General features: G+C 51.7%; 24 protein-coding genes, 2 tRNA genes and 4 rRNA genes. 12 read left to right on the plus strand and 18 right to left on the minus strand.

Annotated features, from left to right (window positions below):
* Positions 1-6 precede the first annotated feature (6 nt).
* The 6 genes from ABFI50_RS06950 (at position 7) to ABFI50_RS06975 (ending at position 8,274) form a co-directional block, all read left to right on the plus strand.
* Complete coding sequence (locus tag ABFI50_RS06950; RefSeq protein WP_045268631.1) at positions 7-3,120, plus strand: efflux RND transporter permease subunit; 3,114 nt, start codon at positions 7-9, stop codon at positions 3,118-3,120.
* 304 nt (positions 3,121-3,424) lie between these two features.
* Positions 3,425-3,646: a lipoprotein gene (locus tag ABFI50_RS06955; RefSeq protein WP_008502867.1), complete on the plus strand. Its 222-nt coding sequence runs from the start codon at positions 3,425-3,427 to the stop codon at positions 3,644-3,646.
* Positions 3,647-4,120: 474 nt separating this feature from the next.
* Positions 4,121-5,146, plus strand: a complete 1,026-nt coding sequence (locus ABFI50_RS06960) for an amino acid ABC transporter substrate-binding protein (RefSeq protein ID WP_045268633.1) — start codon at positions 4,121-4,123, stop codon at positions 5,144-5,146.
* 67 nt (positions 5,147-5,213) lie between these two features.
* Positions 5,214-6,395, plus strand: a complete 1,182-nt coding sequence (locus tag ABFI50_RS06965) for an amino acid ABC transporter permease (RefSeq protein WP_014885452.1) — start codon at positions 5,214-5,216, stop codon at positions 6,393-6,395.
* Positions 6,396-6,404: 9 nt separating this feature from the next.
* Positions 6,405-7,508 (plus strand): amino acid ABC transporter permease, encoded by a 1,104-nt coding sequence (locus tag ABFI50_RS06970; RefSeq protein ID WP_014885453.1) that lies wholly within the window; start codon positions 6,405-6,407, stop codon positions 7,506-7,508.
* Positions 7,509-7,515: 7 nt separating this feature from the next.
* Complete coding sequence (locus tag ABFI50_RS06975) at positions 7,516-8,274, plus strand: amino acid ABC transporter ATP-binding protein (protein ID WP_193971532.1); 759 nt, start codon at positions 7,516-7,518, stop codon at positions 8,272-8,274.
* A 106-nt stretch (positions 8,275-8,380) separates the two neighbouring features.
* Here ABFI50_RS06975 and rrf (ABFI50_RS06980) read toward each other — a convergent pair.
* From rrf (ABFI50_RS06980) to ABFI50_RS07005, 6 genes are all read right to left on the minus strand, one after another.
* Positions 8,381-8,496 (minus strand): 5S ribosomal RNA (gene rrf, locus ABFI50_RS06980).
* A 43-nt stretch (positions 8,497-8,539) separates the two neighbouring features.
* Positions 8,540-8,615, minus strand: a tRNA-Thr gene (locus ABFI50_RS06985).
* Positions 8,616-8,629: 14 nt separating this feature from the next.
* Positions 8,630-8,745 (minus strand): 5S ribosomal RNA (rrf, locus tag ABFI50_RS06990).
* A 65-nt stretch (positions 8,746-8,810) separates the two neighbouring features.
* A 23S ribosomal RNA gene (locus ABFI50_RS06995) occupies positions 8,811-11,715 on the minus strand.
* Positions 11,716-11,907: 192 nt separating this feature from the next.
* Positions 11,908-11,983, minus strand: a tRNA-Glu gene (locus ABFI50_RS07000).
* Between the two features lie 85 nt (positions 11,984-12,068).
* A 16S ribosomal RNA gene (locus tag ABFI50_RS07005) occupies positions 12,069-13,608 on the minus strand.
* The 16S, 23S and 5S rRNA genes sit together here with 2 tRNA genes alongside, the layout of an rRNA operon.
* A 471-nt stretch (positions 13,609-14,079) precedes the next feature.
* On the opposite strand from ABFI50_RS07005, the gene ABFI50_RS07010 reads away from it, so the two are divergent.
* On the plus strand, positions 14,080-14,634 hold the full coding sequence (locus ABFI50_RS07010; RefSeq protein WP_014885455.1) for a gamma carbonic anhydrase family protein: 555 nt from the start codon (positions 14,080-14,082) through the stop codon (positions 14,632-14,634).
* Here the strand turns inward: ABFI50_RS07010 and ABFI50_RS07015 are convergent.
* From ABFI50_RS07015 to dprA, 6 genes are read right to left on the minus strand one after another with little or no spacing between them, the layout of a single operon-like run.
* Complete coding sequence (locus ABFI50_RS07015) at positions 14,610-14,858, minus strand: DUF1488 domain-containing protein (RefSeq protein WP_045282265.1); 249 nt, start codon at positions 14,856-14,858, stop codon at positions 14,610-14,612. The genes ABFI50_RS07010 and ABFI50_RS07015 overlap by 25 nt on opposite strands.
* Positions 14,855-15,673, minus strand: a complete 819-nt coding sequence (aroE, locus tag ABFI50_RS07020; RefSeq protein WP_014885457.1) for a shikimate dehydrogenase — start codon at positions 15,671-15,673, stop codon at positions 14,855-14,857. The genes ABFI50_RS07015 and aroE overlap by 4 nt, the downstream gene beginning before the upstream one ends.
* Positions 15,674-15,677: 4 nt before the next feature.
* Entirely contained in the window at positions 15,678-16,250 is a 573-nt protein-coding gene (tsaC, locus tag ABFI50_RS07025) for an L-threonylcarbamoyladenylate synthase type 1 TsaC (protein WP_023337875.1), read from the minus strand.
* Positions 16,243-16,797 carry a topoisomerase DNA-binding C4 zinc finger domain-containing protein gene (locus ABFI50_RS07030; RefSeq protein ID WP_023338824.1) on the minus strand — a complete coding sequence of 185 codons (555 nt, stop codon included), beginning with the start codon at positions 16,795-16,797 and terminating at the stop codon, positions 16,243-16,245. The genes tsaC and ABFI50_RS07030 overlap by 8 nt, the downstream gene beginning before the upstream one ends.
* Before the next feature lie 27 nt (positions 16,798-16,824).
* Positions 16,825-17,298, minus strand: coding sequence for a DUF494 family protein Smg (gene smg, locus ABFI50_RS07035; protein WP_008503477.1), 474 nt, complete (start codon positions 17,296-17,298; stop codon positions 16,825-16,827).
* The gene (gene dprA / locus ABFI50_RS07040; protein ID WP_347485707.1) at positions 17,270-18,394 is read right to left on the minus strand and encodes a DNA-protecting protein DprA; all 1,125 of its coding nucleotides are present in this window, start codon (positions 18,392-18,394) and stop codon (positions 17,270-17,272) included. The genes smg and dprA overlap by 29 nt, the downstream gene beginning before the upstream one ends.
* A 128-nt stretch (positions 18,395-18,522) precedes the next feature.
* Between dprA and def the strand changes: the two genes are divergently transcribed.
* From def to mscL, 5 genes are all read left to right on the plus strand, one after another.
* Positions 18,523-19,032 (plus strand): peptide deformylase, encoded by a 510-nt coding sequence (def, locus tag ABFI50_RS07045; protein WP_006812188.1) that lies wholly within the window; start codon positions 18,523-18,525, stop codon positions 19,030-19,032.
* A gap of 25 nt (positions 19,033-19,057) precedes the next feature.
* Positions 19,058-20,008 carry a methionyl-tRNA formyltransferase gene (fmt, locus tag ABFI50_RS07050; protein WP_250128312.1) on the plus strand — a complete coding sequence of 317 codons (951 nt, stop codon included), beginning with the start codon at positions 19,058-19,060 and terminating at the stop codon, positions 20,006-20,008.
* Between the two features lie 51 nt (positions 20,009-20,059).
* Positions 20,060-21,346: a 16S rRNA (cytosine(967)-C(5))-methyltransferase RsmB gene (gene rsmB / locus ABFI50_RS07055; RefSeq protein ID WP_347485709.1), complete on the plus strand. Its 1,287-nt coding sequence runs from the start codon at positions 20,060-20,062 to the stop codon at positions 21,344-21,346.
* 22 nt (positions 21,347-21,368) lie between these two features.
* A complete protein-coding gene (gene trkA / locus ABFI50_RS07060; protein ID WP_014885463.1) occupies positions 21,369-22,745 on the plus strand; it encodes a Trk system potassium transporter TrkA in 1,377 nt (458 codons plus the stop codon).
* Between the two features lie 146 nt (positions 22,746-22,891).
* Positions 22,892-23,302: a large-conductance mechanosensitive channel protein MscL gene (gene mscL, locus ABFI50_RS07065; RefSeq protein WP_014833515.1), complete on the plus strand. Its 411-nt coding sequence runs from the start codon at positions 22,892-22,894 to the stop codon at positions 23,300-23,302.
* Here mscL and ABFI50_RS07070 read toward each other — a convergent pair whose 3' ends face one another.
* From ABFI50_RS07070 to rpsD, 6 genes are all read right to left on the minus strand, one after another.
* Entirely contained in the window at positions 23,303-23,518 is a 216-nt protein-coding gene (locus ABFI50_RS07070; protein WP_014885464.1) for an alternative ribosome-rescue factor A, read from the minus strand.
* Between the two features lie 57 nt (positions 23,519-23,575).
* Positions 23,576-24,001, minus strand: coding sequence for a Zn(2+)-responsive transcriptional regulator (zntR, locus tag ABFI50_RS07075; protein ID WP_014885465.1), 426 nt, complete (start codon positions 23,999-24,001; stop codon positions 23,576-23,578).
* Positions 24,002-24,003: 2 nt separating this feature from the next.
* Positions 24,004-24,372: a DUF1992 domain-containing protein gene (locus ABFI50_RS07080; protein ID WP_282376373.1), complete on the minus strand. Its 369-nt coding sequence runs from the start codon at positions 24,370-24,372 to the stop codon at positions 24,004-24,006.
* A gap of 107 nt (positions 24,373-24,479) precedes the next feature.
* A complete protein-coding gene (rplQ, locus tag ABFI50_RS07085) occupies positions 24,480-24,863 on the minus strand; it encodes a 50S ribosomal protein L17 (protein WP_001216368.1) in 384 nt (127 codons plus the stop codon).
* Between the two features lie 40 nt (positions 24,864-24,903).
* Positions 24,904-25,893, minus strand: a complete 990-nt coding sequence (rpoA, locus tag ABFI50_RS07090) for a DNA-directed RNA polymerase subunit alpha (protein WP_002919219.1) — start codon at positions 25,891-25,893, stop codon at positions 24,904-24,906.
* A 25-nt stretch (positions 25,894-25,918) separates the two neighbouring features.
* Positions 25,919-26,539, minus strand: coding sequence for a 30S ribosomal protein S4 (gene rpsD / locus ABFI50_RS07095; protein WP_003863314.1), 621 nt, complete (start codon positions 26,537-26,539; stop codon positions 25,919-25,921).
* Positions 26,540-26,571: the final 32 nt, after the last annotated feature.

A 26,571-nucleotide genomic window follows, 5' to 3' on the forward strand; every position in this document is an offset into this window, starting at 1 on the left:
GACGACATGGCTAATTTCTTTATACAGCGGCCGGTTTTCGCCTGGGTACTTGCCATCATTTTGATGATTGCAGGCGGGCTGGCTATTCTCAAACTGCCCGTTGCCCAGTATCCAACGATTGCCCCGCCAGCCGTTGCGATTTCCGCAACCTACCCCGGCGCAGATGCCCAGACGGTACAGGATACCGTGACCCAGGTTATCGAACAGAACATGAACGGTATCGATAACCTGATGTATATGTCCTCCACCAGCGATTCAGCGGGTAATGTCACCATCACCCTGACCTTCGAGTCGGGAACAGACCCGGACATCGCCCAGGTGCAGGTGCAGAACAAGTTGCAGCTGGCCATGCCGCTGCTGCCGCAAGAAGTTCAGCAGCAAGGGATTGGCGTTGAGAAGTCCAGCAGCAGCTTCCTTTTGGTCGCCGGTTTTGTTTCGGATAATAAAAGCCTTACTCAGGATGATATCTCCGACTACGTCGCTTCGAACGTCAAGGATGCCATCAGCCGAACATCGGGTGTCGGCGACGTTCAGCTGTTTGGTGCCCAGTATGCGATGCGCATCTGGCTCGACAGTAACGCGATGAACAAATACCAACTGACGCCGCTGGATATTATCAATCAGTTAAAAACGCAGAACGACCAGATAGCGGCAGGCCAGTTGGGTGGAACACCATCAGTCCCTGGACAGCAGCTGAATGCCTCCATCATCGCGCAAACTCGCCTGAAATCACCGGAAGAGTTTGGTCGCGTCACGCTCAAAGTGAACCAGGACGGCTCAATGGTTCATCTGAAGGATGTGGCTCGCATTGAGTTGGGTGGCGAAAACTACAATATGGTGACCAAAATCAACGGGCAGGCGGCAACCGGTCTGGGGATTAAGCTCGCTACCGGTGCAAACGCGCTGGATACGGCGGCAGCCATCAAGAGCAAGCTGGCACAACTGCAACAGTTCTTCCCGCAGGGACTGAAGGTCGTCTATCCCTACGACACCACGCCTTTTGTGAAAATCTCGATTCATGAAGTGGTGAAGACCCTGTTTGAGGCGATCATTCTGGTCTTCCTGGTCATGTATCTGTTCCTGCAAAACCTGCGGGCAACGCTGATCCCAACGATCGCCGTGCCGGTTGTTCTGCTGGGGACCTTCGCCGTGCTGGCTGCGTTCGGTTTCTCCATCAATACCCTGACGATGTTTGGGATGGTGCTGGCGATAGGGCTACTGGTTGATGACGCCATCGTGGTCGTCGAGAACGTTGAGCGCGTGATGGTGGAAGATAAACTGCCGCCGAAAGAGGCCACGCAGAAGTCGATGGAGCAGATTCAGGGCGCGCTGGTGGGGATCGCCATGGTCCTCTCGGCGGTCTTTGTTCCGATGGCCTTTTTTGGTGGCTCGACTGGGGCCATCTATCGCCAGTTCTCGTTAACTATCGTTTCCGCGATGGCGTTATCCGTGCTGGTCGCGCTGATCCTGACCCCCGCACTCTGCGCAACGTTGCTTAAGCCCGTCTCCAGCGACCACCATGAGAAAAAAGGGGGCTTCTTTGGCTGGTTCAATGCGCTCTTTGATAAGAGTGTGGAACACTATAGCAACAGCGTGAGCGGTATTTTGCGTAAGACCGGTCGCTATCTGGTGGTGTATGTCATTATTGTTGGTGGCATGGCGGTGTTGTTCCTGCGCTTACCGACCTCCTTCCTGCCCGAAGAGGACCAGGGGGTCTTTATGACAATGGTTCAACTCCCGGCGGGGGCGACCCAGACGCGTACTCAGGCGGTCCTCGACCAGGTTCAGGACTACTATCTGGGCAAAGAGAAGGCGAACGTTGAATCCGTCTTCACCGTAAACGGCTTTAGCTTTAGCGGCCAGGGCCAGAACTCCGGTATTGCCTTTGTCAGCCTGAAGCCCTGGGAGGAGCGCCCGGGCGAGAAAAATAGCGTTGAAGCTATCGTGGGTCGCGCGACAAAAGCGTTTAGTCAGATTAAAGACGGCCTGGTGTTCCCGTTCAACCTGCCTGCGATTATTGAGCTTGGAACCGCAACGGGATTCGACTTTGAACTTATCGATCAGGCTAACCTGGGACATACCCAGCTGACGCAGGCACGTAATCAACTGCTCGGGATGGTAAAAGAGCACCCAGACCTGCTGGTGCGCGTGCGTCCAAACGGACTGGAAGATACGCCTCAGTTCAAGCTGGATGTCGATCAGGAAAAGGCGCAGGCATTGGGCGTCAGCCTTTCCGACGTCAACCAGACTATCTCGACGGCGTTGGGTGGCACCTATGTGAACGACTTTATCGACCACGGGCGCGTGAAAAAAGTTTATGTGCAGGCAGATGCCCGTTTCCGCATGCTGCCGGGGGACATTAATAACCTCTACGTGCGCAGCGCGAACGGAGAGATGGTTCCCTTCTCCGCCTTTAGCTACTCTCACTGGGTTTATGGCTCACCTCGCCTGGAACGCTTCAACGGGATGCCTTCAATGGAGATCCTCGGGGAATCCGCACCGGGTAAAAGTACCGGGGAAGCAATGGTGTTGATGGAAAGCCTGGCCGCAAAACTGCCTGCAGGAATTGGCTATGACTGGACGGGCATGTCTTATCAGGAACGCCTTTCCGGTAACCAGGCGCCCGCACTGTATGCCATTTCACTGATCGTGGTGTTCCTGTGTCTGGCGGCCCTGTATGAGAGCTGGTCCATCCCATTCTCCGTGATGCTGGTTGTGCCGCTGGGTGTTATCGGTGCTCTGCTCGCCGCGTCGCTGCGCGGATTGAACAATGACGTCTATTTCCAGGTCGGCCTGCTGACGACAATTGGCCTGTCGGCGAAAAACGCCATCCTGATTGTCGAATTTGCTAAGGACCTGATGGATAAAGAAGGTAAAGGGATTATTGAAGCCACCCTGGAAGCATCAAGGATGCGCCTTCGACCGATCCTGATGACCTCCCTGGCCTTTATCCTTGGCGTCATGCCGCTGGTAATCAGTACCGGAGCCGGGAGCGGTGCGCAAAATGCTGTCGGTACGGGCGTTATGGGAGGCATGCTTTCCGCAACGCTGCTGGCGATTTTCTTTGTTCCCGTTTTCTTTGTGGTTGTCCGGCGACGGTTTACCCGCCATAAAGAGTAACGCCCCCATGAAAGGCACCCTGTGGTGCCTTTTTTATTTTTAATATAAACAATAGATTAGACATTATTGAATTGCAGTGTTAAAAATGCGGTGATTTACATTAAGTAGAAACGCCCTGTTGTGTCTCCATAATTTCTCCATTAATTCATCCTGAAACCGACTTTTCTCCACGATTTTTACAAACGACATACTTTGAGATTATTCCCCGTGCAACGAGGTGTTACCCCGGTGGTAAAATAGACTCCAGTTCGTTAATAGCCCTCCTGGCTTTGTAGCGAATGAGAAATAATACTGAGGTAACATCATGAAAAGATTCATTTCCGTTGCACTTCTCGCTGCGCTACTTGCTGGATGCGCGCACGATTCTCCATGTGTACCGGTTTACGATGACCAGGGTCGACTGGTTCATACCAATACCTGTATGAAAGGCACCACCCAGGATAACTGGGAAACCGCGGGTGCTATCGCCGGCGGAGCGGCTGCCGTGGCGGGTTTGACGCTGGGTATCGTTGCCCTGACGAAGTAACATCAATTAAGAAAGCGCGGCTCGGGCTGCGCTTTTGCGTTTAAAAAGTGCATTGTTTTCTAATAAGTAAAAAAATAGCCCCGTTTTTATTCAAGAAATTAATTCCCATCGACTGGCTATCACATCTTTTTAGTATATAAAAGTTTATTTCATATTTTATCGTGATGATTTTCACACATTAATCTTATTGAATACCCTGCCAATATTCACTTCAGAAACTATCTCTTGATTTATCTCATCCTCATCGAAACTTTTGCTCCGATTTGTGGCACAGGTTGTAATTTCGCACCGTTTCGGGGCGTTCGTTTTATTTAAGCGTGTCTACACTCAGCATTAAGCGTTCTGTTATCACTTATTTTGTGGAACGCAAAACTGGCATTACGTTTGCTTTATAAACGTTGGCCAAAGCCACAGACAGGTTTAGCGCTTAAAAAGCGCTTCTATAACGATAAATTTCGCCACACAGGATGCATTATGAAAAAGACGATGATAGCCAGCCTGACCGCTGCAGGCATGTTGTTTGCCGTAGCGGGCCAGGCCCATGCGGGTACGACACTGGATGCCGTTAAAAAGAAAGGTTTTGTTCAATGTGGTATCAGTGATGGTCTGCCTGGCTTCTCATATGCCGATGCGAACGGCAAATTTACCGGTATTGATGTGGATGTCTGCCGCGGCGTCGCAGCTGCCGTTTTTGGGGATGACAGCAAAGTAAAATACACCCCGCTGACGGCGAAAGAACGCTTTACGGCGCTGCAATCCGGTGAAGTTGACATGCTCTCGCGTAATACCACCTGGACCTCCTCTCGTGATGCAGGTATGGGGATGTCATTTACCGGCGTGACCTATTATGACGGCATCGGATTCCTGACCCACAATAAAGCGGGCCTAAAAAGTGCCAAAGAACTGGATGGCGCCACCGTGTGTATCCAGGCGGGTACGGATACGGAGCTGAACGTCGCGGATTATTTCAAAGCCAATAAGATGAAATACACCCCTGTGACGTTTGATCGCTCGGATGAATCAGCCAAAGCACTGGAATCCGGCCGTTGCGACACGCTGGCCTCTGACCAGTCACAGCTGTATGCCTTACGTATTAAGCTGAGCAACCCGGCAGAATGGATTGTGCTGCCAGAAGTGATCTCCAAAGAACCTCTCGGACCTGTTGTTCGTCGTGGTGATGAAGACTGGTTCTCCATTGTTCGCTGGACCCTGTTTGCCATGCTGAACGCGGAAGAGATGGGCATCAACTCGAAAAACGTTGATGAGAAAGCCGCTAATCCATCCAACCCGGATATGGCTCACCTGCTCGGTAAAGAGGGTGATTTCGGCAAGGATCTGAAGCTGGATAACAAGTGGGCTTACCACATCATCAAGCAGGTGGGTAACTATTCTGAGATCTTTGAGCGCAACGTAGGATCGGAAAGCCCGCTGAAGATCAAACGCGGCCAGAACAATCTCTGGAATAACGGCGGCATTCAGTACGCGCCACCAGTACGTTAAGTCAAAGCTGTAACGGGCACTGCTCAGGCGGTGCCCAGTCCAGAGTCATGGTTACTGAGGTTTCTTTATGTCCCATCGCCGCTCAGCCGTAAAAGGAACGCTATCCTTTTCTCATCCCGCGGTCCGCGCCTGGCTATTCCAGATCATTGCTATTGTTGCGGTTGTTCTCATCGCCGTGTATCTCATCCATAACACCATCACCAACCTGAATAACCGCGGTATTACCTCCGGTTTTGCGTTCCTGGATCGCAGTGCAGGGTTTGGTATTGTTCAGCATCTTATTGATTATGAGGAAGGTGACACGTACGGACGCGTGTTTGTGGTCGGTTTACTGAATACGCTGCTGGTATCGGCGCTTTGTATTGTCTTCGCCTCGATATTGGGTTTCTTTATTGGCCTGGCTCGTCTTTCTGAAAACTGGCTCCTGCGGAAGCTTTCAACCTTTTATATTGAGACTTTCCGCAACATCCCACCGCTGCTGCAGATCTTTTTCTGGTATTTCGCGGTCCTGCGTAACCTTCCTGGCCCCCGTCAGGCCGTCGATGCGTTTGAGCTGTTTTTCCTGAGTAATCGTGGGCTATACATTCCCTCTCCGCAGTTCGCCGAAGGGCTTTACGCCTTCATCGTCGCAGTTATTATTGCGATCGCCATTTCTGTCGGGCTGTTCCGTTATAACCGCAAGCACCAGATTAAAACAGGGCAGCTTCGTAAAACATGGCCCGTTGGCGCTGCGCTAATTGTTGGCTTACCGTTAGTCGCCCACTGGCTTTTTGGTGCGGCTTTGCACTGGGATATCCCCCATCTGCGCGGGTTCAATTTCCAGGGCGGGATGGTGTTAATTCCTGAACTGGCAGCACTCACGCTGGCGCTCTCGATTTATACCTCCGCATTTATTGCAGAAATCATTCGCTCCGGGATCCAAGCGGTGCCTTACGGACAGCACGAGGCGGCGCGTTCACTTGGTTTACCTAATACCGTGACGCTGCGCCAGGTCATTATTCCCCAGGCCCTGCGGGTAATCATTCCGCCACTGACCAGTCAATATCTCAACATTGTCAAAAACTCATCGCTGGCCGCCGCGATTGGTTACCCGGATATGGTGTCTCTCTTCGCCGGCACCGTGCTTAACCAGACCGGACAAGCTATAGAAACCATTGCCATCACCATGTCTGTCTATCTGATCATCAGTCTGGCGATTTCATTGCTGATGAACCTTTATAACCGCCGTATTGCACTGGTCGAGCGCTAAGGATTTATGATGTCGAAAGCGATACTGTCGCACTCCTCGCGTCCAGCCAGCACAACCGGTGGACGTTTCATTATCTGGGCACGTAAGAACCTGTTCTCCAGCTGGAGCAACAGCCTGCTGACAATAGTCTGCCTGTGGTTGATGTGGGAACTGATCCCGCCGCTACTCAACTGGGCATTCCTGCAGGCGAACTGGGTGGGTTCAACGCGCGCCGACTGTACGAAAGCGGGCGCATGCTGGGTGTTTATTCACGAGCGTTTTGGCCAGTTCATGTATGGATTGTATCCTCATGAACAGCGCTGGCGGATTAATCTGGCGCTGGTTATCGGTCTGCTTTCCATCGCCGTAATGTTCTGGAAAAAGCTACCTCATCGCGGACGCTATATTGCCGGCTGGGCTGTAGCGTATCCCATTATTGTTTGGGTGTTGTTGTATGGCGGCTTCCTGGGGCTGGAACGCGTTGAAACACGCCAGTGGGGCGGTCTGACGCTGACGTTGATTATCGCTTCTGTGGGGATAGCTGGCGCTCTGCCGTGGGGCATTTTACTCGCTCTGGGTCGTCGTTCAACAATGCCGGTCGTGCGTGTGCTCTCCGTGATCTTCATTGAGTTCTGGCGTGGCGTACCACTGATCACCGTATTGTTTATGTCTTCGGTCATGCTGCCGCTGTTTATGGCAGAAGGTACAACGATCGACAAACTGATTCGTGCCCTGGTCGGGGTGATTCTGTTTCAGTCTGCCTATGTCGCTGAAGTTGTGCGTGGTGGCCTGCAGGCGTTACCTAAAGGCCAGTACGAAGCAGCGGAATCACTGGCTCTCGGATACTGGAAAACGCAGGGGTTGGTCATCCTTCCACAAGCACTCAAGCTGGTGATCCCGGGCCTGGTCAACACGATCATCGCCCTCTTCAAAGATACCAGCCTGGTCATCATCATCGGATTATTCGATCTCTTTAGCAGCGTGCAGCAGGCAACCGTTGACCCTGCCTGGCTGGGCATGTCCACCGAGGGATATGTCTTTGCTGCTCTGATCTACTGGATCTTTTGTTTTAGCATGTCGCGCTACAGCCAGCACCTGGAAAAGCGCTTTAACACCGGGCGTACACCGCACTGAGGAAATTATGAGCCAAATTACTATGACACCCGCCGACGCGATGATTACGCTGGAAAACGTGAATAAATGGTATGGACAGTTTCATGTCCTGAAAGACATTAATCTCAAGGTAAAGCAAGGCGAACGAATCGTTCTTTGCGGCCCTTCCGGTTCAGGGAAATCGACAACCATTCGCTGTATCAACCATCTTGAAGAGCATCAGCAGGGACGCATTGTGGTTGATGGTATCGAGCTGAATGAAGATATTCGCAATATCGAACGCGTACGCCAGGAAGTGGGGATGGTATTTCAGCACTTTAATCTATTTCCCCACCTGACCGTTCTGCAGAACTGTACGCTTGCGCCGATTTGGGTACGAAAGATGCCGAAACAGGAAGCGGAGGCGTTGGCAATGCATTACCTCGAACGCGTACGTATTGCAGAGCACGCCAATAAGTTTCCCGGCCAGATCTCAGGCGGACAACAGCAGCGTGTGGCTATCGCCCGTTCGCTATGCATGAAACCCAAAATTATGCTGTTTGACGAACCGACATCTGCGCTGGATCCGGAAATGGTGAAAGAAGTGCTGGATACTATGATTGGGCTGGCGCAATCCGGGATGACGATGTTGTGCGTGACGCATGAGATGGGTTTTGCCAGAACGGTGGCAGACCGGGTGATCTTTATGGACCGCGGTGAGATCGTTGAACAGGCCCCACCGGATGAATTCTTTGCGTATCCGAAGTCGGAACGTACGCGTGCATTCCTGTCGCAGGTGATTCATTAGTCATTTGCTTTGCCGGGTAGACGCTTTGCCTTACCCGGCCTACCGTTTTTTCTGCACATAAACGCAAAAAGGCCATCCTTTCGGATGGCCTTTTCACTTATTTGATGTCTGGCAGTTCCCTACTCTCACATGGGGAGACCCCACACTACCATCGGCGCTACGGCGTTTCACTTCTGAGTTCGGCATGGGGTCAGGTGGGACCACCGCGCTAAAGCCGCCAGACAAATTCTTTTACTTCTTGCCGAACTTTAACCTAAGTATAAAGTGGTGCTGATACCCAGAGTCGAACTGGGGACCTCACCCTTACCAAGGGTGCGCTCTACCAACTGAGCCATATCAGCACACTAAATTTGATGCCTGGCAGTTCCCTACTCTCACATGGGGAGACCCCACACTACCATCGGCGCTACGGCGTTTCACTTCTGAGTTCGGCATGGGGTCAGGTGGGACCACCGCGCTAAAGCCGCCAGGCAAATTCTGTTATCTGTATCAGGCTGAAAATCGTCTCTCTCACGCCAAAACAGCTTCGGCGTTGTAAGGTTAAGCCTCACGGTTCATTAGTATCGGTTAGCTCAACGCATCGCTGCGCTTACACACCCGACCTATCAACGTCGTCGTCTTCAACGTTCCTTCAGGAGACTTATAGTCTCAGGGAGAACTCATCTCGGGGCAAGTTTCGTGCTTAGATGCTTTCAGCACTTATCTCTTCCGCATTTAGCTACCGGGCAGTGCCATTGGCATGACAACCCGAACACCAGTGATGCGTCCACTCCGGTCCTCTCGTACTAGGAGCAGCCCCCCTCAATTCTCCAGCGCCCACGGCAGATAGGGACCGAACTGTCTCACGACGTTCTAAACCCAGCTCGCGTACCACTTTAAATGGCGAACAGCCATACCCTTGGGACCTACTTCAGCCCCAGGATGTGATGAGCCGACATCGAGGTGCCAAACACCGCCGTCGATATGAACTCTTGGGCGGTATCAGCCTGTTATCCCCGGAGTACCTTTTATCCGTTGAGCGATGGCCCTTCCATTCAGAACCACCGGATCACTATGACCTGCTTTCGCACCTGCTCGAGCCGTCACTCTCGCAGTCAAGCTAGCTTATGCCATTGCACTAACCTCCTGATGTCCGACCAGGATTAGCTAACCTTCGTGCTCCTCCGTTACTCTTTGGGAGGAGACCGCCCCAGTCAAACTACCCACCAGACACTGTCCGCAACCCGGATTACGGGTCTACGTTAGAACACCAGCCATTAAAGGGTGGTATTTCAAGGGCGGCTCCACGCAGACTGGCGTCCACGCTTCAAAGCCTCCCACCTATCCTACACATCAAGGACCAGTGTTCAGTGTCAAGCTATAGTAAAGGTTCACGGGGTCTTTCCGTCTTGCCGCGGGTACACTGCATCTTCACAGCGAGTTCAATTTCACTGAGTCTCGGGTGGAGACAGCCTGGCCATCATTACGCCATTCGTGCAGGTCGGAACTTACCCGACAAGGAATTTCGCTACCTTAGGACCGTTATAGTTACGGCCGCCGTTTACCGGGGCTTCGATCAAGAGCTTCGCGTTGCCGCTAACCCCATCAATTAACCTTCCGGCACCGGGCAGGCGTCACACCGTATACGTCCACTTTCGTGTTTGCACAGTGCTGTGTTTTTAATAAACAGTTGCAGCCAGCTGGTATCTTCGACTGATTTCAGCTCCACCCGCAGGGGCTTCACCTACATATCAGCGTGCCTTCTCCCGAAGTTACGGCACCATTTTGCCTAGTTCCTTCACCCGAGTTCTCTCAAGCGCCTTGGTATTCTCTACCTGACCACCTGTGTCGGTTTGGGGTACGATTTCGTGTTACCTGATGCTTAGAGGCTTTTCCTGGAAGCAGGGCATTTGTTACTTCAGCACCGTAGTGCCTCGTCATCACACCTCAGCGTTAATAAGGTACCGGATTTACCTGGAACCTCCGCCTACATGCTTAAACCGGGACAACCGTCGCCCGGCTAACATAGCCTTCTCCGTCCCCCCTTCGCAGTAACACCAAGTACAGGAATATTAACCTGTTTCCCATCGACTACGCCTTTCGGCCTCGCCTTAGGGGTCGACTCACCCTGCCCCGATTAACGTTGGACAGGAACCCTTGGTCTTCCGGCGAGCGGGCTTTTCACCCGCTTTATCGTTACTTATGTCAGCATTCGCACTTCTGATACCTCCAGCAACCCTCACAGGCCACCTTCAACGGCTTACAGAACGCTCCCCTACCCAACAACACATAGTGTCGCTGCCGCAGCTTCGGTGCATGGTTTAGCCCCGTTACATCTTCCGCGCAGGCCGACTCGACCAGTGAGCTATTACGCTTTCTTTAAATGATGGCTGCTTCTAAGCCAACATCCTGGCTGTCTGTGCCTTCCCACATCGTTTCCCACTTAACCATGACTTTGGGACCTTAGCTGGCGGTCTGGGTTGTTTCCCTCTTCACGACGGACGTTAGCACCCGCCGTGTGTCTCCCGTGATAACATTCTTCGGTATTCGTAGTTTGCATCGGGTTGGTAAGCCGGGATGGCCCCCTAGCCGAAACAGTGCTCTACCCCCGAAGATGAGTTCACGAGGCGCTACCTAAATAGCTTTCGGGGAGAACCAGCTATCTCCCGGTTTGATTGGCCTTTCACCCCCAGCCACAGGTCATCCGCTAATTTTTCAACATTAGTCGGTTCGGTCCTCCAGTTAGTGTTACCCAACCTTCAACCTGCCCATGGCTAGATCACCGGGTTTCGGGTCTATACCCTGCAACTTAACGCCCAGTTAAGACTCGGTTTCCCTTCGGCTCCCCTATACGGTTAACCTTGCTACAGAATATAAGTCGCTGACCCATTATACAAAAGGTACGCAGTCACCTAACAAGTAGGCTCCCACTGCTTGTACGTACACGGTTTCAGGTTCTTTTTCACTCCCCTCGCCGGGGTTCTTTTCGCCTTTCCCTCACGGTACTGGTTCACTATCGGTCAGTCAGGAGTATTTAGCCTTGGAGGATGGTCCCCCCATATTCAGACAGGATACCACGTGTCCCGCCCTACTCTTCGAGTTCACAACCTGTGCATTTTCGTGTACGGGACTATCACCCTGTACCGTCGGACTTTCCAGACCGTTCCACTAACACACAAGCTGATTCAGACTCCGGGCTGCTCCCCGTTCGCTCGCCGCTACTGGGGGAATCTCGGTTGATTTCTTTTCCTCGGGGTACTTAGATGTTTCAGTTCCCCCGGTTCGCCTCGTTAACCTATGTATTCAGTTAACGATAGTGCAACGAATTGCACTGGGTTTCCCCATTCGGACATCGCCGGGTCAAAGGTTCATATCACCTCGCCGGCGCTTTTCGCAGATTAGCACGTCCTTCATCGCCTCTGACTGCCAGGGCATCCACCGTGTACGCTTAGTCGCTTAACCTCACAACCCGAAGATGTTTCTTTCGATTCATCATCGGTTTGCGAAAATTTGAGAGACTCGAACACACATAACATGTGTGTCGTTTCAATTTTCAGCTTGATCCAGATTTTTAAAGAGCAAATATCTCAAACATGACTCGCAAGTCAGTTTTGAGATATGACGGCAGGTGACTTTCACTCACGAACCAGCAAGTGGCGTCCCCTAGGGGATTCGAACCCCTGTTACCGCCGTGAAAGGGCGGTGTCCTGGGCCTCTAGACGAAGGGGACACTGAAGTCTCAATCGCAAGACGCCTTGCTATTTACTTTTCATCAGACAATCTGTGTGAGCACTACAAAGGCAGGTTCTTTAAGGTAAGGAGGTGATCCAACCGCAGGTTCCCCTACGGTTACCTTGTTACGACTTCACCCCAGTCATGAATCACAAAGTGGTAAGCGCCCTCCCGAAGGTTAAGCTACCTACTTCTTTTGCAACCCACTCCCATGGTGTGACGGGCGGTGTGTACAAGGCCCGGGAACGTATTCACCGTAGCATTCTGATCTACGATTACTAGCGATTCCGACTTCATGGAGTCGAGTTGCAGACTCCAATCCGGACTACGACGCACTTTATGAGGTCCGCTTGCTCTCGCGAGGTCGCTTCTCTTTGTATGCGCCATTGTAGCACGTGTGTAGCCCTACTCGTAAGGGCCATGATGACTTGACGTCATCCCCACCTTCCTCCAGTTTATCACTGGCAGTCTCCTTTGAGTTCCCGGCCTAACCGCTGGCAACAAAGGATAAGGGTTGCGCTCGTTGCGGGACTTAACCCAACATTTCACAACACGAGCTGACGACAGCCATGCAGCACCTGTCTCAGAGTTCCCGAAGGCACCAATCCATCTCTGGAAAGTTCTCTGGATGTCAAGAGTAGGTAAGGTTCTTCGCGTTGCATCGAATTAAACCACATGCTCCACCGCTTGTGCGGGCCCCCGTCAATTCATTTGAGTTTTAACCTTGCGGCCGTACTCCCCAGGCGGTCGACTTAACGCGTTAGCTCCGGAAGCCACGCCTCAAGGGCACAACCTCCAAGTCGACATCGTTTACGGCGTGGACTACCAGGGTATCTAATCCTGTTTGCTCCCCACGCTTTCGCACCTGAGCGTCAGTCTTTGTCCAGGGGGCCGCCTTCGCCACCGGTATTCCTCCAGATCTCTACGCATTTCACCGCTACACCTGGAATTCTACCCCCCTCTACAAGACTCTAGCCTGCCAGTTTCGAATGCAGTTCCCAGGTTGAGCCCGGGGATTTCACATCCGACTTGACAGACCGCCTGCGTGCGCTTTACGCCCAGTAATTCCGATTAACGCTTGCACCCTCCGTATTACCGCGGCTGCTGGCACGGAGTTAGCCGGTGCTTCTTCTGCGGGTAACGTCAATTGCTGCGGTTATTAACCACAACACCTTCCTCCCCGCTGAAAGTACTTTACAACCCGAAGGCCTTCTTCATACACGCGGCATGGCTGCATCAGGCTTGCGCCCATTGTGCAATATTCCCCACTGCTGCCTCCCGTAGGAGTCTGGACCGTGTCTCAGTTCCAGTGTGGCTGGTCATCCTCTCAGACCAGCTAGGGATCGTCGCCTAGGTGAGCCGTTACCCCACCTACTAGCTAATCCCATCTGGGCACATCTGATGGCAAGAGGCCCGAAGGTCCCCCTCTTTGGTCTTGCGACGTTATGCGGTATTAGCTACCGTTTCCAGTAGTTATCCCCCTCCATCAGGCAGTTTCCCAGACATTACTCACCCGTCCGCCACTCGTCACCCGAGAGCAAGCTCTCTGTGCTACCGTTCGACTTGCATGTGTTAGGCCTGCCGCCAGCGTTCAATCTGAGCCATGATCAAACTCTTCAATTTAAGTTTGATGCTCGTGAATTAAACTTCGTAATGAATTACGTATGTTCACTCAGAGACTTGGTATTCATTTTTCGTCTTGCGACGTTAAGAATCCATGTCACTTTGAGTGCCCACACAGATTGTCTGATAAATTGTTAAAGAGCAGTGCAACGCGGCTTTCGCTCACCGTTGCGAGGTGGCGTATATTACGCTTTCCTCTTTCAGAGTCAACCCGTTATTTCAGGATTTTTTCTCTTCAACCGACCGGGTTGTCTGTGAAGTGATTCACATCTGCCGTGTCGATGGAGGCGCATTATAGGGATCCCATTTTTTAGCACAAGTATTTTTTAGATCTTTTTTTCCAACTGCTGATTTTCCGCGCTTTTCGCTGAAATCCCGCCCGATCTGCTTAAATATTGACGTATTTTGCCTTGCCTCGATCCCATAATATGATCAAAGTCTTCTGTCTAGCGCTCATCCTTAGAGGTAGTTATGTCTACTGTATTACGTCCTTATAAAGATCTGTTCCCCAAACAAGGCGATCGCGTAATGATCGATGCCAGCAGCGTAGTCGTAGGTGATGTCCGACTGGCTGATGATGTCAGTATCTGGCCACTCGTTGCCATCAGGGGAGACGTTAACTCTGTGTCGATTGGCGCACGTACCAATATTCAGGACGGCAGCGTTCTGCATGTCACGCACAAATCCTCTTATAACCCGGAAGGTAATCCACTCATTATTGGAGAGGATGTCACCGTTGGCCATAAAGTGATGCTTCACGGCTGCACTATTGGAAATCGCGTACTTGTTGGCATGGGATCGATTTTGCTGGATGGCGTCATAGTAGAAGATGACGTAATGATTGGTGCCGGTAGCCTGGTCCCGCAGAACAAACGGCTGGAGAGCGGCTATCTCTATCTGGGTAGCCCTGTAAAACAGATCCGCCCCCTGAAGGAGGCAGAGATCGAAGGATTAAAATACTCGGCGAACAACTACGTTAAATGGAAGAATGACTATCTGGATCAGGTTAACCAGACCCAGCCCTGATCGTCTTCCTGCTGGTCGCGGATTAAATCGCTGGCTTCTTCTTCAAGATCCCAGCGATTTTCACAAAATATGTCTAAAGGATCTGAACCGCCAAAACGACGTAGCAGCGTTTCCCTATGAATGGCACAGGTAAGTTGCATCCCCTGCACCAGCACCGGGAAGCAGACTGCTTGTTTATCCTCATCCCAGCTCTCTCTGTCCGGGAAGTGAATAGCCTGATTCACGCCGAAAGCTCCTGCTTTAACTTTTCTATCACCGGCTCGACTGCAGGTAACACACCATGCCAGAGCAGCACCGCATGCGCAGCCTGGCCCACCAGCATCCCCAGCCCATCGGCTAACTGTTTCGCGCCATGTTCTTCACACCACATAAGGAAGGGTGTCTTCCCTTTCTGGTAAAACATGTCATAGAAGTACATATGAGAGTTGATAAGAGAAACGGGGATTGCCGGGATCTCACCATTAATGCCGCTGGACGTGGCATTGATGACCAGATCAAATTCACGGTCTTCGAGATCCTCAAGCGCGATGGCGCTCACGCTACCGGTATGGGCAAACAACGCCGCCAGCGCTTCTGCCCTGGAAAAGGTTCTGTTGGTAATGGTCACTGCACAGTCCAGTGAAAGCAGGGGCAACAGCACGCCCCGCGATGCACCACCCGCACCAATCAGCAGAACCCGGAAACCAGGCTTGATAAACGAAAGTCTTTCCAGATCGCTCAGTAAACCAATCCCGTCAGTGTTGTCACCCAGAAGGCGGCCATCCTCAAGCCGTTTTAAGGTATTTACTGCACCAGCAAGTGAAGCACGCTCGGTCAGTTCGTCTGCACGTTCAAATGCCTCTTCTTTAAAGGGAACCGTCACATTCGCCCCTTTGCCGCCCGCAGCGAAAAACGCCTCGAGCGTTGGGATAAATGCATCAACCGGTGCCAGCACGCGGCCGTAAGGGTGATCTATCTGCAACTGCTCCGCAAATTGCTGATGGATCAAGGGTGACTTACTGTGTGCAATCGGGTTACCAAAAACAGCATAAGTTTCCATGAGATTACCCCTGGCGAAAACGTTCACCGGTTAATGCGTCGCGAATTTCGGACGGATTCAGGCGCCCTCCCGTCTCGCCGGCAGCAACCGGGAAATCATTCCCGAACTGTGCCAGCACTTCTTCGGTTGTCCGGCACGGAGGTAACCCGGTCAGATTCGCGCTGGTTGAAACCAGTGGTTTACCAAACGCCACACAAAGCTCAACCACCAGCGGATGGTCGGTGACGCGCACCGCCAGCGAATCAAACCTTCCGGTTAACCAGCGCGGTGTTGTCGGCTGGGCCGGGAAAACGAAGGTCACCGGTCCAGGCCATACGGAGAAGATGGCTTCACGCTGGGCCGGGGTAAGCATGGAATCATCAATGTAAGGTTTAAGCTGCTCATAATTGGCCGCGATTAAAATCAGTCCTTTTTCGACAGGCCGTTGCTTAAGTGCCAGCAATCGGCCAACGGCCGTCTCACTGTCAGGATCGCAACCGACCCCAAAGACAGCTTCAGTTGGATAAGCGATGACTTCTTCTTTTTTCAGTACGTCCACTGCATACGCAATGGAACCTGATGGCAGGTTATTATTCACTGTTTTGATCCGCCGGAACCGGCTTTCCACATTGTTTACTGGCGCAGAAGCGTTTAATGCCTTGCGCGGTTTTCTTCTCGATGAGTAGCGGATAATGGCAATGCACGCAGATACCCGCTACCGGTTTGAAATTGATAACGAACTGGCAGTCAGGGTAACGATCGCAGGAATGGAAAGTCTTACCAAAACGAGAACGACGCTGTACCAGTTGACCACGTTGGCACTGAGGACAGGCAATAGCCGTTTCATCTGGCTTATCAATTTGTTCTGTATGCTCACATTCCGGATAACGGCTACAGCCAATAAACATACCGAACCGCCCCTGACGCAACGCTAATTCACCACCACAGGCAGGACATAACTGCCCCTCCAGAATTTTGACGATATGTCCATCCGCCTGGCTTTTAAGAGGACGGACATAATCACATTCCGGATAGTGTGAACAACCGAGAAACGGACCGTGTTTCCCGGACCGAATAACAAGTTCAGCCCCGCACTGCGGGCAGGGCTCGTTTTTATGCACCGTAAATAGTGCGGATTTGGCCATAAGAACTCTTGGTGCTGCACATTTGAATTAATGCAGCATACCTTCATTCACTTCAAAGAGTAATTCTTCCATTTGCTGATAGGCATTTTCACAACCCGGGATATTAAACAGAACCATCAGGATCACCCATTTGAGATCTTCCAGTTCAAATTCTGCCGTATCCAGCGCCATGACGCGCTCTATCACCATTTCTCTCGTTTCGAGGTTTAGCACCTGAATCTGCTCAAGGAATAAGATGAATCCTCGGCAGCTGGCATCCAGCCTTTCACACTCTTCAGCGGTATAGATGCGTACTGACAATGGGTCAGAAGCAAGCTGCATCGGTTCGGCGAGGCCTTCCTGATAATCAGCCAGTTTTTCCAGCCACATCAACGCATTATAGATATCTTCCCGCTCAAACCCCGCATCGGTAAGATCCTGTGTCAATTTGTCCTGATCCACTCGCATTTCTGCTTCGTTATGGATGTAAGTCTCAAACAAATACATCAGTACGTCGAACATGGCATGCCCTCCTTAATCGGACATAGCCGCCGGGTACAGCTGCGATCCACCCTGCTAACTCCAGTTCGAGTAGCTGTGCTACCGTTACTGGCACAGGTTGGCCGGCACGTTCAGCGACAACGTCAACAGGTGTTACCTCATCTCCTACGTTAGCCAGGAGCTTAGGAAATGGCAATGCCACCTTTCCCTGATCTGACGAATAATGTCGCTTTTCGGGATCTTCCTTCAGCCATTGCAACCCATGTTGCAAATTTTCAAGAATATCCCCTACCTCGGTTACCGGCGTTGCGCCCTGCTTTATCAGCCAGTGTGGCCCTTCGCAGCCGGGGTTACCTATCGGACCGGGCAAGGCGAAAACCTCCCGCCCCTGCTCAAGTGCGCACCGGACCGTGACCAGAGAGCCGCTTCGCACTGCCGCTTCAACGACCAAGACGCCCTGGCTTAACCCGCTGATAATCCGATTACGGCGCGGAAAGTTTGCCGGTCGGGGCTGTGCCGAGAGAGGAAACTCAGACACTATCGCCCCGTCAGATTCAATAATCTGCATCGCCAGAGCCTGATGCCGACGGGGATAAACGCTAAACAGGCCGTTCCCCAGCACGGCCACGCTACGTCCTTTTGCGGACAGCGCAGCGTGATGGGCGACACCGTCAATACCGCAGGCCAACCCGCTGGTGATTGTGAAACCGCTTTGTGAAAGCTGTTCGCACAGGATTTTCCCCCACCGCTCACCGTACCATGACGGCGCCCGACTCCCCACCACAGCCAGTTGGACAGTATTAAGCGTCGCTAAGTTACCTTTTACACATAATGCCCCAGGATAATCGGGAATCGTTCGCAGCAAAGGGGGATAAAGGGGATGGTTTGCCGTCAACAAATGATTTCCCGGCATTTCAAGCCACTTAAGGCTTCGCTCCAGTTCACTTTCCTCTAAGGCAAAGAACCGGCTAGCCTGTTTTGCTGACAGCCCGGCGTCTATGACAGCAGGAACATCTATATTTGTCTGCTTGTGCAACCATGCAGCGGCTTCCAGCATCCCATCACCACACAGTGAACCCGTGTGGATAAGCCGTAACCATATCTCGGTAGACGTCATCCTTTCCCCCTGCCATAAGCGGCCTGCGCAATCATTGCGATTGGTCACTGATGCTGTCAATCGACCGGGGATTTGTCTAGAATAGAAGTAATATTCTTATCAACTCCTGAACACGACTCTGGAAATTTATGGCAGTTTTGCAAGTGTTACATATTCCGGACGAGCGCCTTCGCATCGTCGCTGAACCGGTTAAAGAAGTGAATGCAGAAATTCAGCGTATCGTCGATGATATGTTCGATACCATGTACGCTGAAGAAGGCATTGGCCTGGCGGCGACCCAGGTAGACATTCACAAGCGTATTATCGTGATCGATGTTTCTGAAAATCGCGATGAGCGTCTGGTGCTGATAAACCCTGAGTTGCTTGAAAAGAGCGGCGAAACGGGTATCGAGGAAGGCTGTCTGTCCATTCCTGAACAGCGCGCTTTGGTGCCACGTGCCGAAAAAGTGAAAATTCGCGCCCTGGATCGTGACGGTAATCCGTTCGAACTGGAAGCAGACGACCTGCTGGCGATTTGTATTCAGCATGAGATGGATCATCTGGTCGGTAAACTGTTTATCGATTACCTCTCGCCGCTGAAACAGCAGCGTATTCGTCAAAAAGTAGAGAAACTGGATCGTTTGCGCTCTCGCGCATAACGTCCCCCCGGATACAAGGATCATCGTGTCTAAAACACTACGTATTATCTTCGCGGGAACCCCTGATTTTGCAGCGCGTCATCTTGACGCGCTGTTATCTTCTGGTCACCAGGTTGTTGGCGTCTTTACCCAGCCGGACCGCCCGGCAGGTCGCGGTAAAAAACTGATGCCGAGCCCCGTAAAGGTGCTGGCAGAAGAGCATGGGCTACCCGTTTTCCAGCCCGCCTCCTTACGCCCTCAGGAAAACCAGCAGCTGGTTGCTGACCTGAATGCCGACGTAATGGTGGTGGTGGCGTATGGTTTAATTCTGCCAAAAGCCGTGCTTGATATGCCTCGCCTGGGCTGTATCAACGTGCATGGTTCCCTGCTCCCGCGTTGGCGTGGTGCGGCACCTATACAGCGCTCCCTGTGGGCGGGTGATGCTGAAACCGGCGTGACAATCATGAAGATGGATGTAGGTTTAGACACGGGCGACATGCTGTATAAGTTGACGTGTCCCATTACGGCAGAAGATACCAGCGCTACGCTGTATGACAAGCTGGCAGATCTCGGCCCACAAGGGCTCATTAAGACCTTACAGCAGCTTGCTGACAATACGGCGAAGCCTGAGGTTCAGGATGAGTCTCTCGTCACCTACGCCGAAAAACTGAGCAAAGAAGAAGCCCGGATCGACTGGTCTCTCTCCGCCGCTCAACTTGAACGCTGCATCCGCGCCTTCAATCCATGGCCAATGAGCTGGCTGATGATTGATGAGCAGCCCGTGAAAGTCTGGAAAGCGTCAGTGATAAACAGCGTCACAGCAGCTGCTGAACCCGGTACGATTATCGACGCCAGCAAGAACGGAATTCAGGTTGCGACTGCAGAAGGGATCCTGAATCTTGAGTCGTTACAACCGGCCGGTAAGAAAGCCATGAGTGCACAGGATCTGTTAAATTCCCGTCGCGAATGGTTTATACCGGGCAATCGCCTTGCCTGATCCAATATTTGCTTAAAGCCCGGTGTTCCGGGCATTTTTATTTTTACGGTTATGAAAAAACAAAATCTTCGCAGTATGGCGGCGCAGGCCGTGGAGCAGGTCATCGAGCAGGGTCAGTCATTGAGTAATGTCCTGCCTCCCCTGCAACAAAAAGTATCTGATAAAGACAAAGCCCTGCTTCAGGAGCTCTGTTTTGGCGTCCTGCGCACTCTCTCTCAACTTGAGTGGCTCATTAATAAGCTGATGTCACGCCCAATGACCAGCAAACAGCGCACCATACATTATTTGATTATGGTGGGTTTTTATCAGCTTCTTCATACCCGCATCCCCCCTCATGCCGCACTGGCTGAGACGGTGGAAGGTGCCGTTGCGATTAAACGTCCTCAGTTGAAAGGGCTGATCAACGGTGTACTGCGTCAGTTCCAGCGACAGCAGGAAGAGCTGCTGGCTGAATTTACGCAAAGCGAAACACGTTACCTGCACCCGGACTGGCTTCTGAATCGCCTTAAAAAGGCGTATCCACAACAATGGCAAAACATTGCCGAAGCCAATAATCAACGTCCACCGATGTGGCTGCGCGTAAACCGGAATCATCATACCCGCGATGCCTGGCTGAGCTTGCTCGAAGAGGCCGGAATGAGTGGATTCACGCATGATGCCTATCCTGACGCCGTGCGTTTAGCTTCCCCTGCACCGGTACATGCTTTACCCGGTTTTGATGAAGGCTGGGTGACCGTACAGGATGCCTCTGCTCAGGGTTGTATGACTTTCCTTGACCCGAAAAATGGCGAGCAGATCCTCGATCTGTGCGCAGCACCGGGCGGAAAAACAACGCACATTCTGGAAGTGGCTCCGCAGGCCAGCGTGATGGCAGTCGATGTTGATGAGCAGCGTCTTTCACGCGTCTACGATAACCTTAAGCGTCTGGGTATGAAGGCTCAGGTTAAGCAGGGCGATGGACGCAAACCCGCAGAATGGTGTGGTGAAACACAATTCGATCGTATTTTGCTGGATGCCCCTTGCTCTGCAACCGGTGTTATTCGCCGTCACCCCGATATCAAGTGGCTGCGCCGCGATCGTGATATCAAGGAACTTGCCCAACTGCAATCGGATATTCTTGACGCCATCTGGCCGCATCTAAAACCTGGTGGAACGCTGGTCTACGCGACCTGCTCCGTGCTGCCGGAAGAAAACAACCAGCAAATCGCGGCCTTCCTTAAACGCACTCCGGACGCTACGCTGCGTGATACGGGAACACCTGAAAACCCGGGTCAGCAGAACCTGCCGGGTGCGGAAGAGGGTGATGGCTTCTTTTACGCTAAGCTAATCAAAGAGTGATGTTGAGAACAGGTCACAAGATATGAAGATTATCATTCTGGGCGCAGGACAGGTTGGTGGAACGCTGGCAGAAAACCTGGTTGGCGAAAACAATGACATCACTATTGTTGATACCAACGGCGATCGTCTGCGCGTATTGCAGGACAAGTTTGACCTTCGCGTTGTGCAGGGTCACGGTTCGCATCCGCGCGTTCTGCGCGAGGCTGGCGCTGACGATGCCGACATGCTGGTTGCGGTCACCAGTTCTGATGAAACCAATATGGTGGCTTGTCAGGTGGCCTATTCGCTTTTCAACACACCAAACCGAATCGCGCGTATCCGCTCTCCGGACTATGTTCGCGATGCCGAGAAACTGTTTAATTCAGAAGCGGTTCCAATCGATCATCTCATCGCGCCTGAACAACTGGTTATCGACAATATCTATCGCCTGATCGAATATCCAGGGGCACTGCAGGTGGTGAACTTTGCCGAAGGGAAAGTCAGTCTGGCTGTAGTTAAGGCTTATTACGGTGGGCCATTGATTGGCAACGCGTTGTCCACCATGCGCGAACATATGCCCCATATTGATACGCGCGTCGCCGCCATTTTCCGTCACGACAGACCTATCCGCCCGCAAGGCTCTACCATTGTCGAAGCTGGCGATGAGGTCTTCTTTATTGCTGCCTCTCAGCATATCCGTGCGGTGATGAGTGAGCTACAGCGTCTCGAAAAGCCTTATAAACGTATTATGCTGGTCGGCGGCGGCAATATCGGCGCGGGTCTCGCGCGCAGGCTGGAAAAAGACTATAGCGTGAAATTGATCGAGCGCGATCAACAGCGGGCTTCTGAACTGGCGGAGAAGTTGCAAAATACGATCGTATTTTATGGCGATGCGTCGGATCAGGAGCTGCTGGCAGAAGAACATATTGATCAAGTAGATCTTTTTATTGCCGTCACTAATGATGACGAGGCGAATATTATGTCTGCCATGCTCGCCAAGCGTATGGGGGCAAAGAAGGTCATGGTGCTTATCCAGCGTAAGGCTTATGTTGATCTCGTTCAGGGCAGCGTTATTGATATTGCCATTTCACCGCAGCAGGCAACGATTTCTGCCCTGCTTAGCCATGTACGTAAAGCGGACATTGTGGGTGTTTCATCGCTCCGCCGCGGTGTGGCTGAAGCCATTGAAGCGGTGGCGCATGGTGATGAAACCACGTCACGCGTTGTGGGCCGCGCCATCGACGAAATTAAACTGCCGCCAGGCACCATAATCGGCGCTGTCGTGCGTGGGAATGATGTCATGATCGCCAATGATAATTTGCGTATTGAACAAGGCGATCACGTAATTATGTTCCTTACCGATAAAAAGTTTATTACCGACGTCGAGCGTTTATTCCAGCCAAGTCCCTTCTTCCTTTAATGAGTCGGGTGCTCGCATACGAGCACCCACGCTTTAACCGCTTAATTCCTGTGCCTTTTATTTTTCATAACGTTTAATTATCCCGAATGGCAAATAGCTAATCATTTGTTAAACTTATAGTCGTCAGCTGGCACAAGGAGAACATAATGAGTTTTATTAAAGAATTTCGCGAATTTGCGATGCGCGGGAACGTGGTTGATTTGGCAGTGGGTGTCATTATTGGTGCGGCATTCGGCAAGATTGTTTCATCATTAGTTGCAGATATCATCATGCCACCTTTAGGGTTGCTCATCGGGGGCATTGATTTCAAACAATTTGCCTTCACGCTGCGTGAAGCGCAGGGGGATATCCCGGCAGTAGTGATGCATTATGGCGTATTTATTCAGAACGTATTTGATTTCGTGATTGTGGCGTTTGCTATTTTCATGGCTATCAAGCTGATCAACAGACTCAACCGTAAAAAAGAAGAGCCAGCAGCTGCGCCAGCACCAACGAAAGAAGAAGTCTTGCTGACTGAAATCCGCGATCTGTTAAAAGAGCAGAACAACCGCGTTTAATCAGCAAATTAAAGCAGGAAGGCCAGTGGTAAATAAGCGATTCGCTTGCTTGCCACTGGCCTCCCAGTTACCCCGTTTTGCATGTTTGTTTTTACGCAGATAACTTCCCTTCCCTTTTTTATTCTTTTCAACACGCTGTCGAAAAAGCGGGTCGTGAAGTAAGGCCTCAATGGCATTGTCTTTAATTTGTCCCTTCGTATGCTGATAGTGGCTCATCTTTTCTCCTGAGCATGATTTATGACGACGGAAGTCTAGACCCGGGTGGATTAAAAATCAACATCCCCGCGTTTCTCCACTGGCCCCCTGTTCAAGGGCTTCAAGAATTGAACAATAAATACTGCTATGGGCCGTTCCACAGCAGGCATCATTCAGCCTTTGCAGAGAACGTTGCATGGTTTGCAGCTCCTGAATACGGGCTTCAACTTCATCAAGCCGGGCCTGCACGATGCTTTTTGATTCCTGGCAGGTATGATGTTCAGGATCGATGCGGATCGATAATAACTCGCGGATCGAGTCCAGCGTGAATCCAAGCTGTCGCGCATAGCGTATAAATCTTAAACGCTGTAGATCGTTATCGGTATAAAGCCGAAACCCGCCTTCTGTGCGTACTTCATGATCGATCATCTGCTGCTTTTCGTAATATCGGATAGTATCCGGCGTTACGTTCGCGAGCTTTGCAAGTTCACCGATACGGTACATCGCTACTCCTCGTTTATTTTCTGCATCAATCTTTCACTGTATTCGCCATGCAGAAATTCAGTACTCAACCCGGCCTGAAGTAACTTGAGCTCGACAAGGGCAAGCCTGCGGCTAAGTTCAGTATGTCGTGGATCGTCCCGGCGAATACCTTTTAGCAAATCGATAAGTTCAACGGCCTCTCTGCGCTGCTCAAGCTCAGGAGGAAGACAGCCGGCGTTTTTTAGTAAACGGTATCCGGCCCGCAGTTCAGGCGCAATATGCGAATCATCTTCCAGCACAAGAGGTTCGCCGCTTCCGGGGAGATCGTCGAAATCACCTTTATTTTGGGCATCGCGAATATGGCGTTCTGCCCACTGGTCAAGCAACCACATCGTCAGCTCCAGGGGATGAACAGAATTAATACAGACATTGTAGAGAAGTGGGGATACTGCGGATATAAAAAAACCCGCCGAGGCGGGTTTTTTTACGTTACTGCAGATTACTCTGCAGCAGCTTCTGCTTTCTCTGAACGATCAACCAGCTCGATGTAAGCCATCGGCGCGTTGTCGCCTGCACGGAAACCACACTTCAGAATGCGAGTGTAACCACCGGCACGGCTCGCGAAACGCGGGCCCAGTTCGTTAAACAGTTTTGCCACGATCTCGTTATCACGAGTGCGGGCGAATGCCAGACGACGATTAGCAACGCTGTCAGTCTTGGCAAGAGTAATCAGCGGCTCAACTACGCGACGCAGCTCTTTCGCTTTAGGCAGGGTCGTCTTGATGATTTCATGACGAACCAGTGAACCTGCCATGTTGCGGAACATAGCCTGGCGATGGCTGCTGTTGCGGTTCAGTTGACGACCACTCTTACGATGGCGCATGACCTTATCCTTCTCAGTAAAACCTTAACCTGTGATCCGGTTACTCGTCAGCAATGCTTGCTGGTGGCCAGTTTTCCAGGCGCATGCCCAGAGACAAACCACGTGAAGCCAGCACGTCTTTAATCTCGGTAAGAGATTTTTTACCCAGGTTCGGCGTTTTCAGCAACTCAACCTCGGTACGCTGTACCAGATCACCGATATAGTGGATAGCTTCTGCCTTGAGGCAGTTAGCAGAGCGGACAGTCAATTCGAGATCGTCAACAGGGCGCAGCAGGATCGGATCGAATTCTGGTTTCTCTTCTTTCACTTCCGGCTGACGAACATCACGTAAGTCAACGAAAGCTTCCAGTTGTTCTGCCAGGATGGTTGCCGCACGACGAATCGCCTCTTCAGGATCGATTGTGCCGTTGGTTTCCATTTCGATGACCAGCTTGTCCAGGTCGGTACGCTGTTCTACACGCGCTGCTTCAACATTGTAGGCAATACGCTCTACAGGGCTGTAGCATGCGTCGACCAGCAGACGGCCGATTGGGCGCTCATCTTCTTCCGAATGAATTCGGGCAGAAGCCGGCACATAACCACGACCGCGCTGAACTTTGATACGCATGCTAATAGCTGCGTTCTCATCGGTCAGGTGGCAGATCACGTGCTGCGGCTTGACGATTTCAACATCACCGTCGTGGGTGATGTCGGCTGCAGTCACAGGGCCAATGCCAGATTTATTCAGAGTAAGAATAACTTCATCTTTACCCTGAACTCTCACCGCCAGCCCTTTCAGGTTGAGCAGGATTTCAAGGATATCTTCCTGAACGCCTTCTTTGGTGCTGTACTCATGAAGTACACCATCAATCTCAACCTCGGTCACCGCGCAACCCGGCATCGATGAGAGCAGAATACGGCGCAGTGCGTTACCCAGAGTATGGCCAAAGCCACGCTCTAAAGGCTCAAGGGTCACCTTGGCGTGCGTCGAACTCACTTGCTCGATATCTACCAGGCGCGGTTTTAGAAACTCTGTCACAGAACCCTGCATTGTGTCCTCTCTTTGGTACTAAGCTTTACTTGGAGTAAAGCTCGACGATCAGGTGTTCGTTAATGTCCGCAGACAGATCAGAACGTTCCGGCTGACGCTTGAACGTACCTTCCATCTTGCCAGCATCAACTTCCAGCCAGGTTGGCTTTTCACGCTGCTCAGCCAGCTCCAGAGCGGCCTTCACGCGAGATTGCTTTTTCGCTTTCTCACGAATGCTAACAACGTCATTCGCTTTAACCTGATAAGAAGCGATGTTAACAACACGACCGTTTACCATGATTGCTTTGTGGCTAACCAACTGGCGTGATTCAGCACGAGTCGCGCCGAAGCCCATACGGTAAACAACGTTGTCCAGACGACCTTCCAGCAGAGCCAGCAGGTTTTCACCTGTGTTGCCTTTCAGACGTGCTGCTTCTTTATAGTAGTTACGGAACTGACGCTCCAGCACACCGTAGATACGGCGAACTTTTTGCTTTTCACGCAACTGCACACCATAGTCAGACAGACGCGGTTTACGCGCACCGTGCTGGCCAGGAGCTTGTTCAATTTTACACTTGGTATCGATCGCGCGAACGCCAGACTTAAGGAATAAGTCGGTGCCCTCACGACGGCTCAGCTTGAGCTTAGGACCCAAATATCTTGCCATTTTCTATCTCCAACTAACCTAAAAAACGAGCG

It is taken from the genome of Enterobacter sp. HNDS-6 (assembly GCF_039850505.1).
Taxonomy (GTDB): domain Bacteria; phylum Pseudomonadota; class Gammaproteobacteria; order Enterobacterales; family Enterobacteriaceae; genus Enterobacter; species Enterobacter kobei.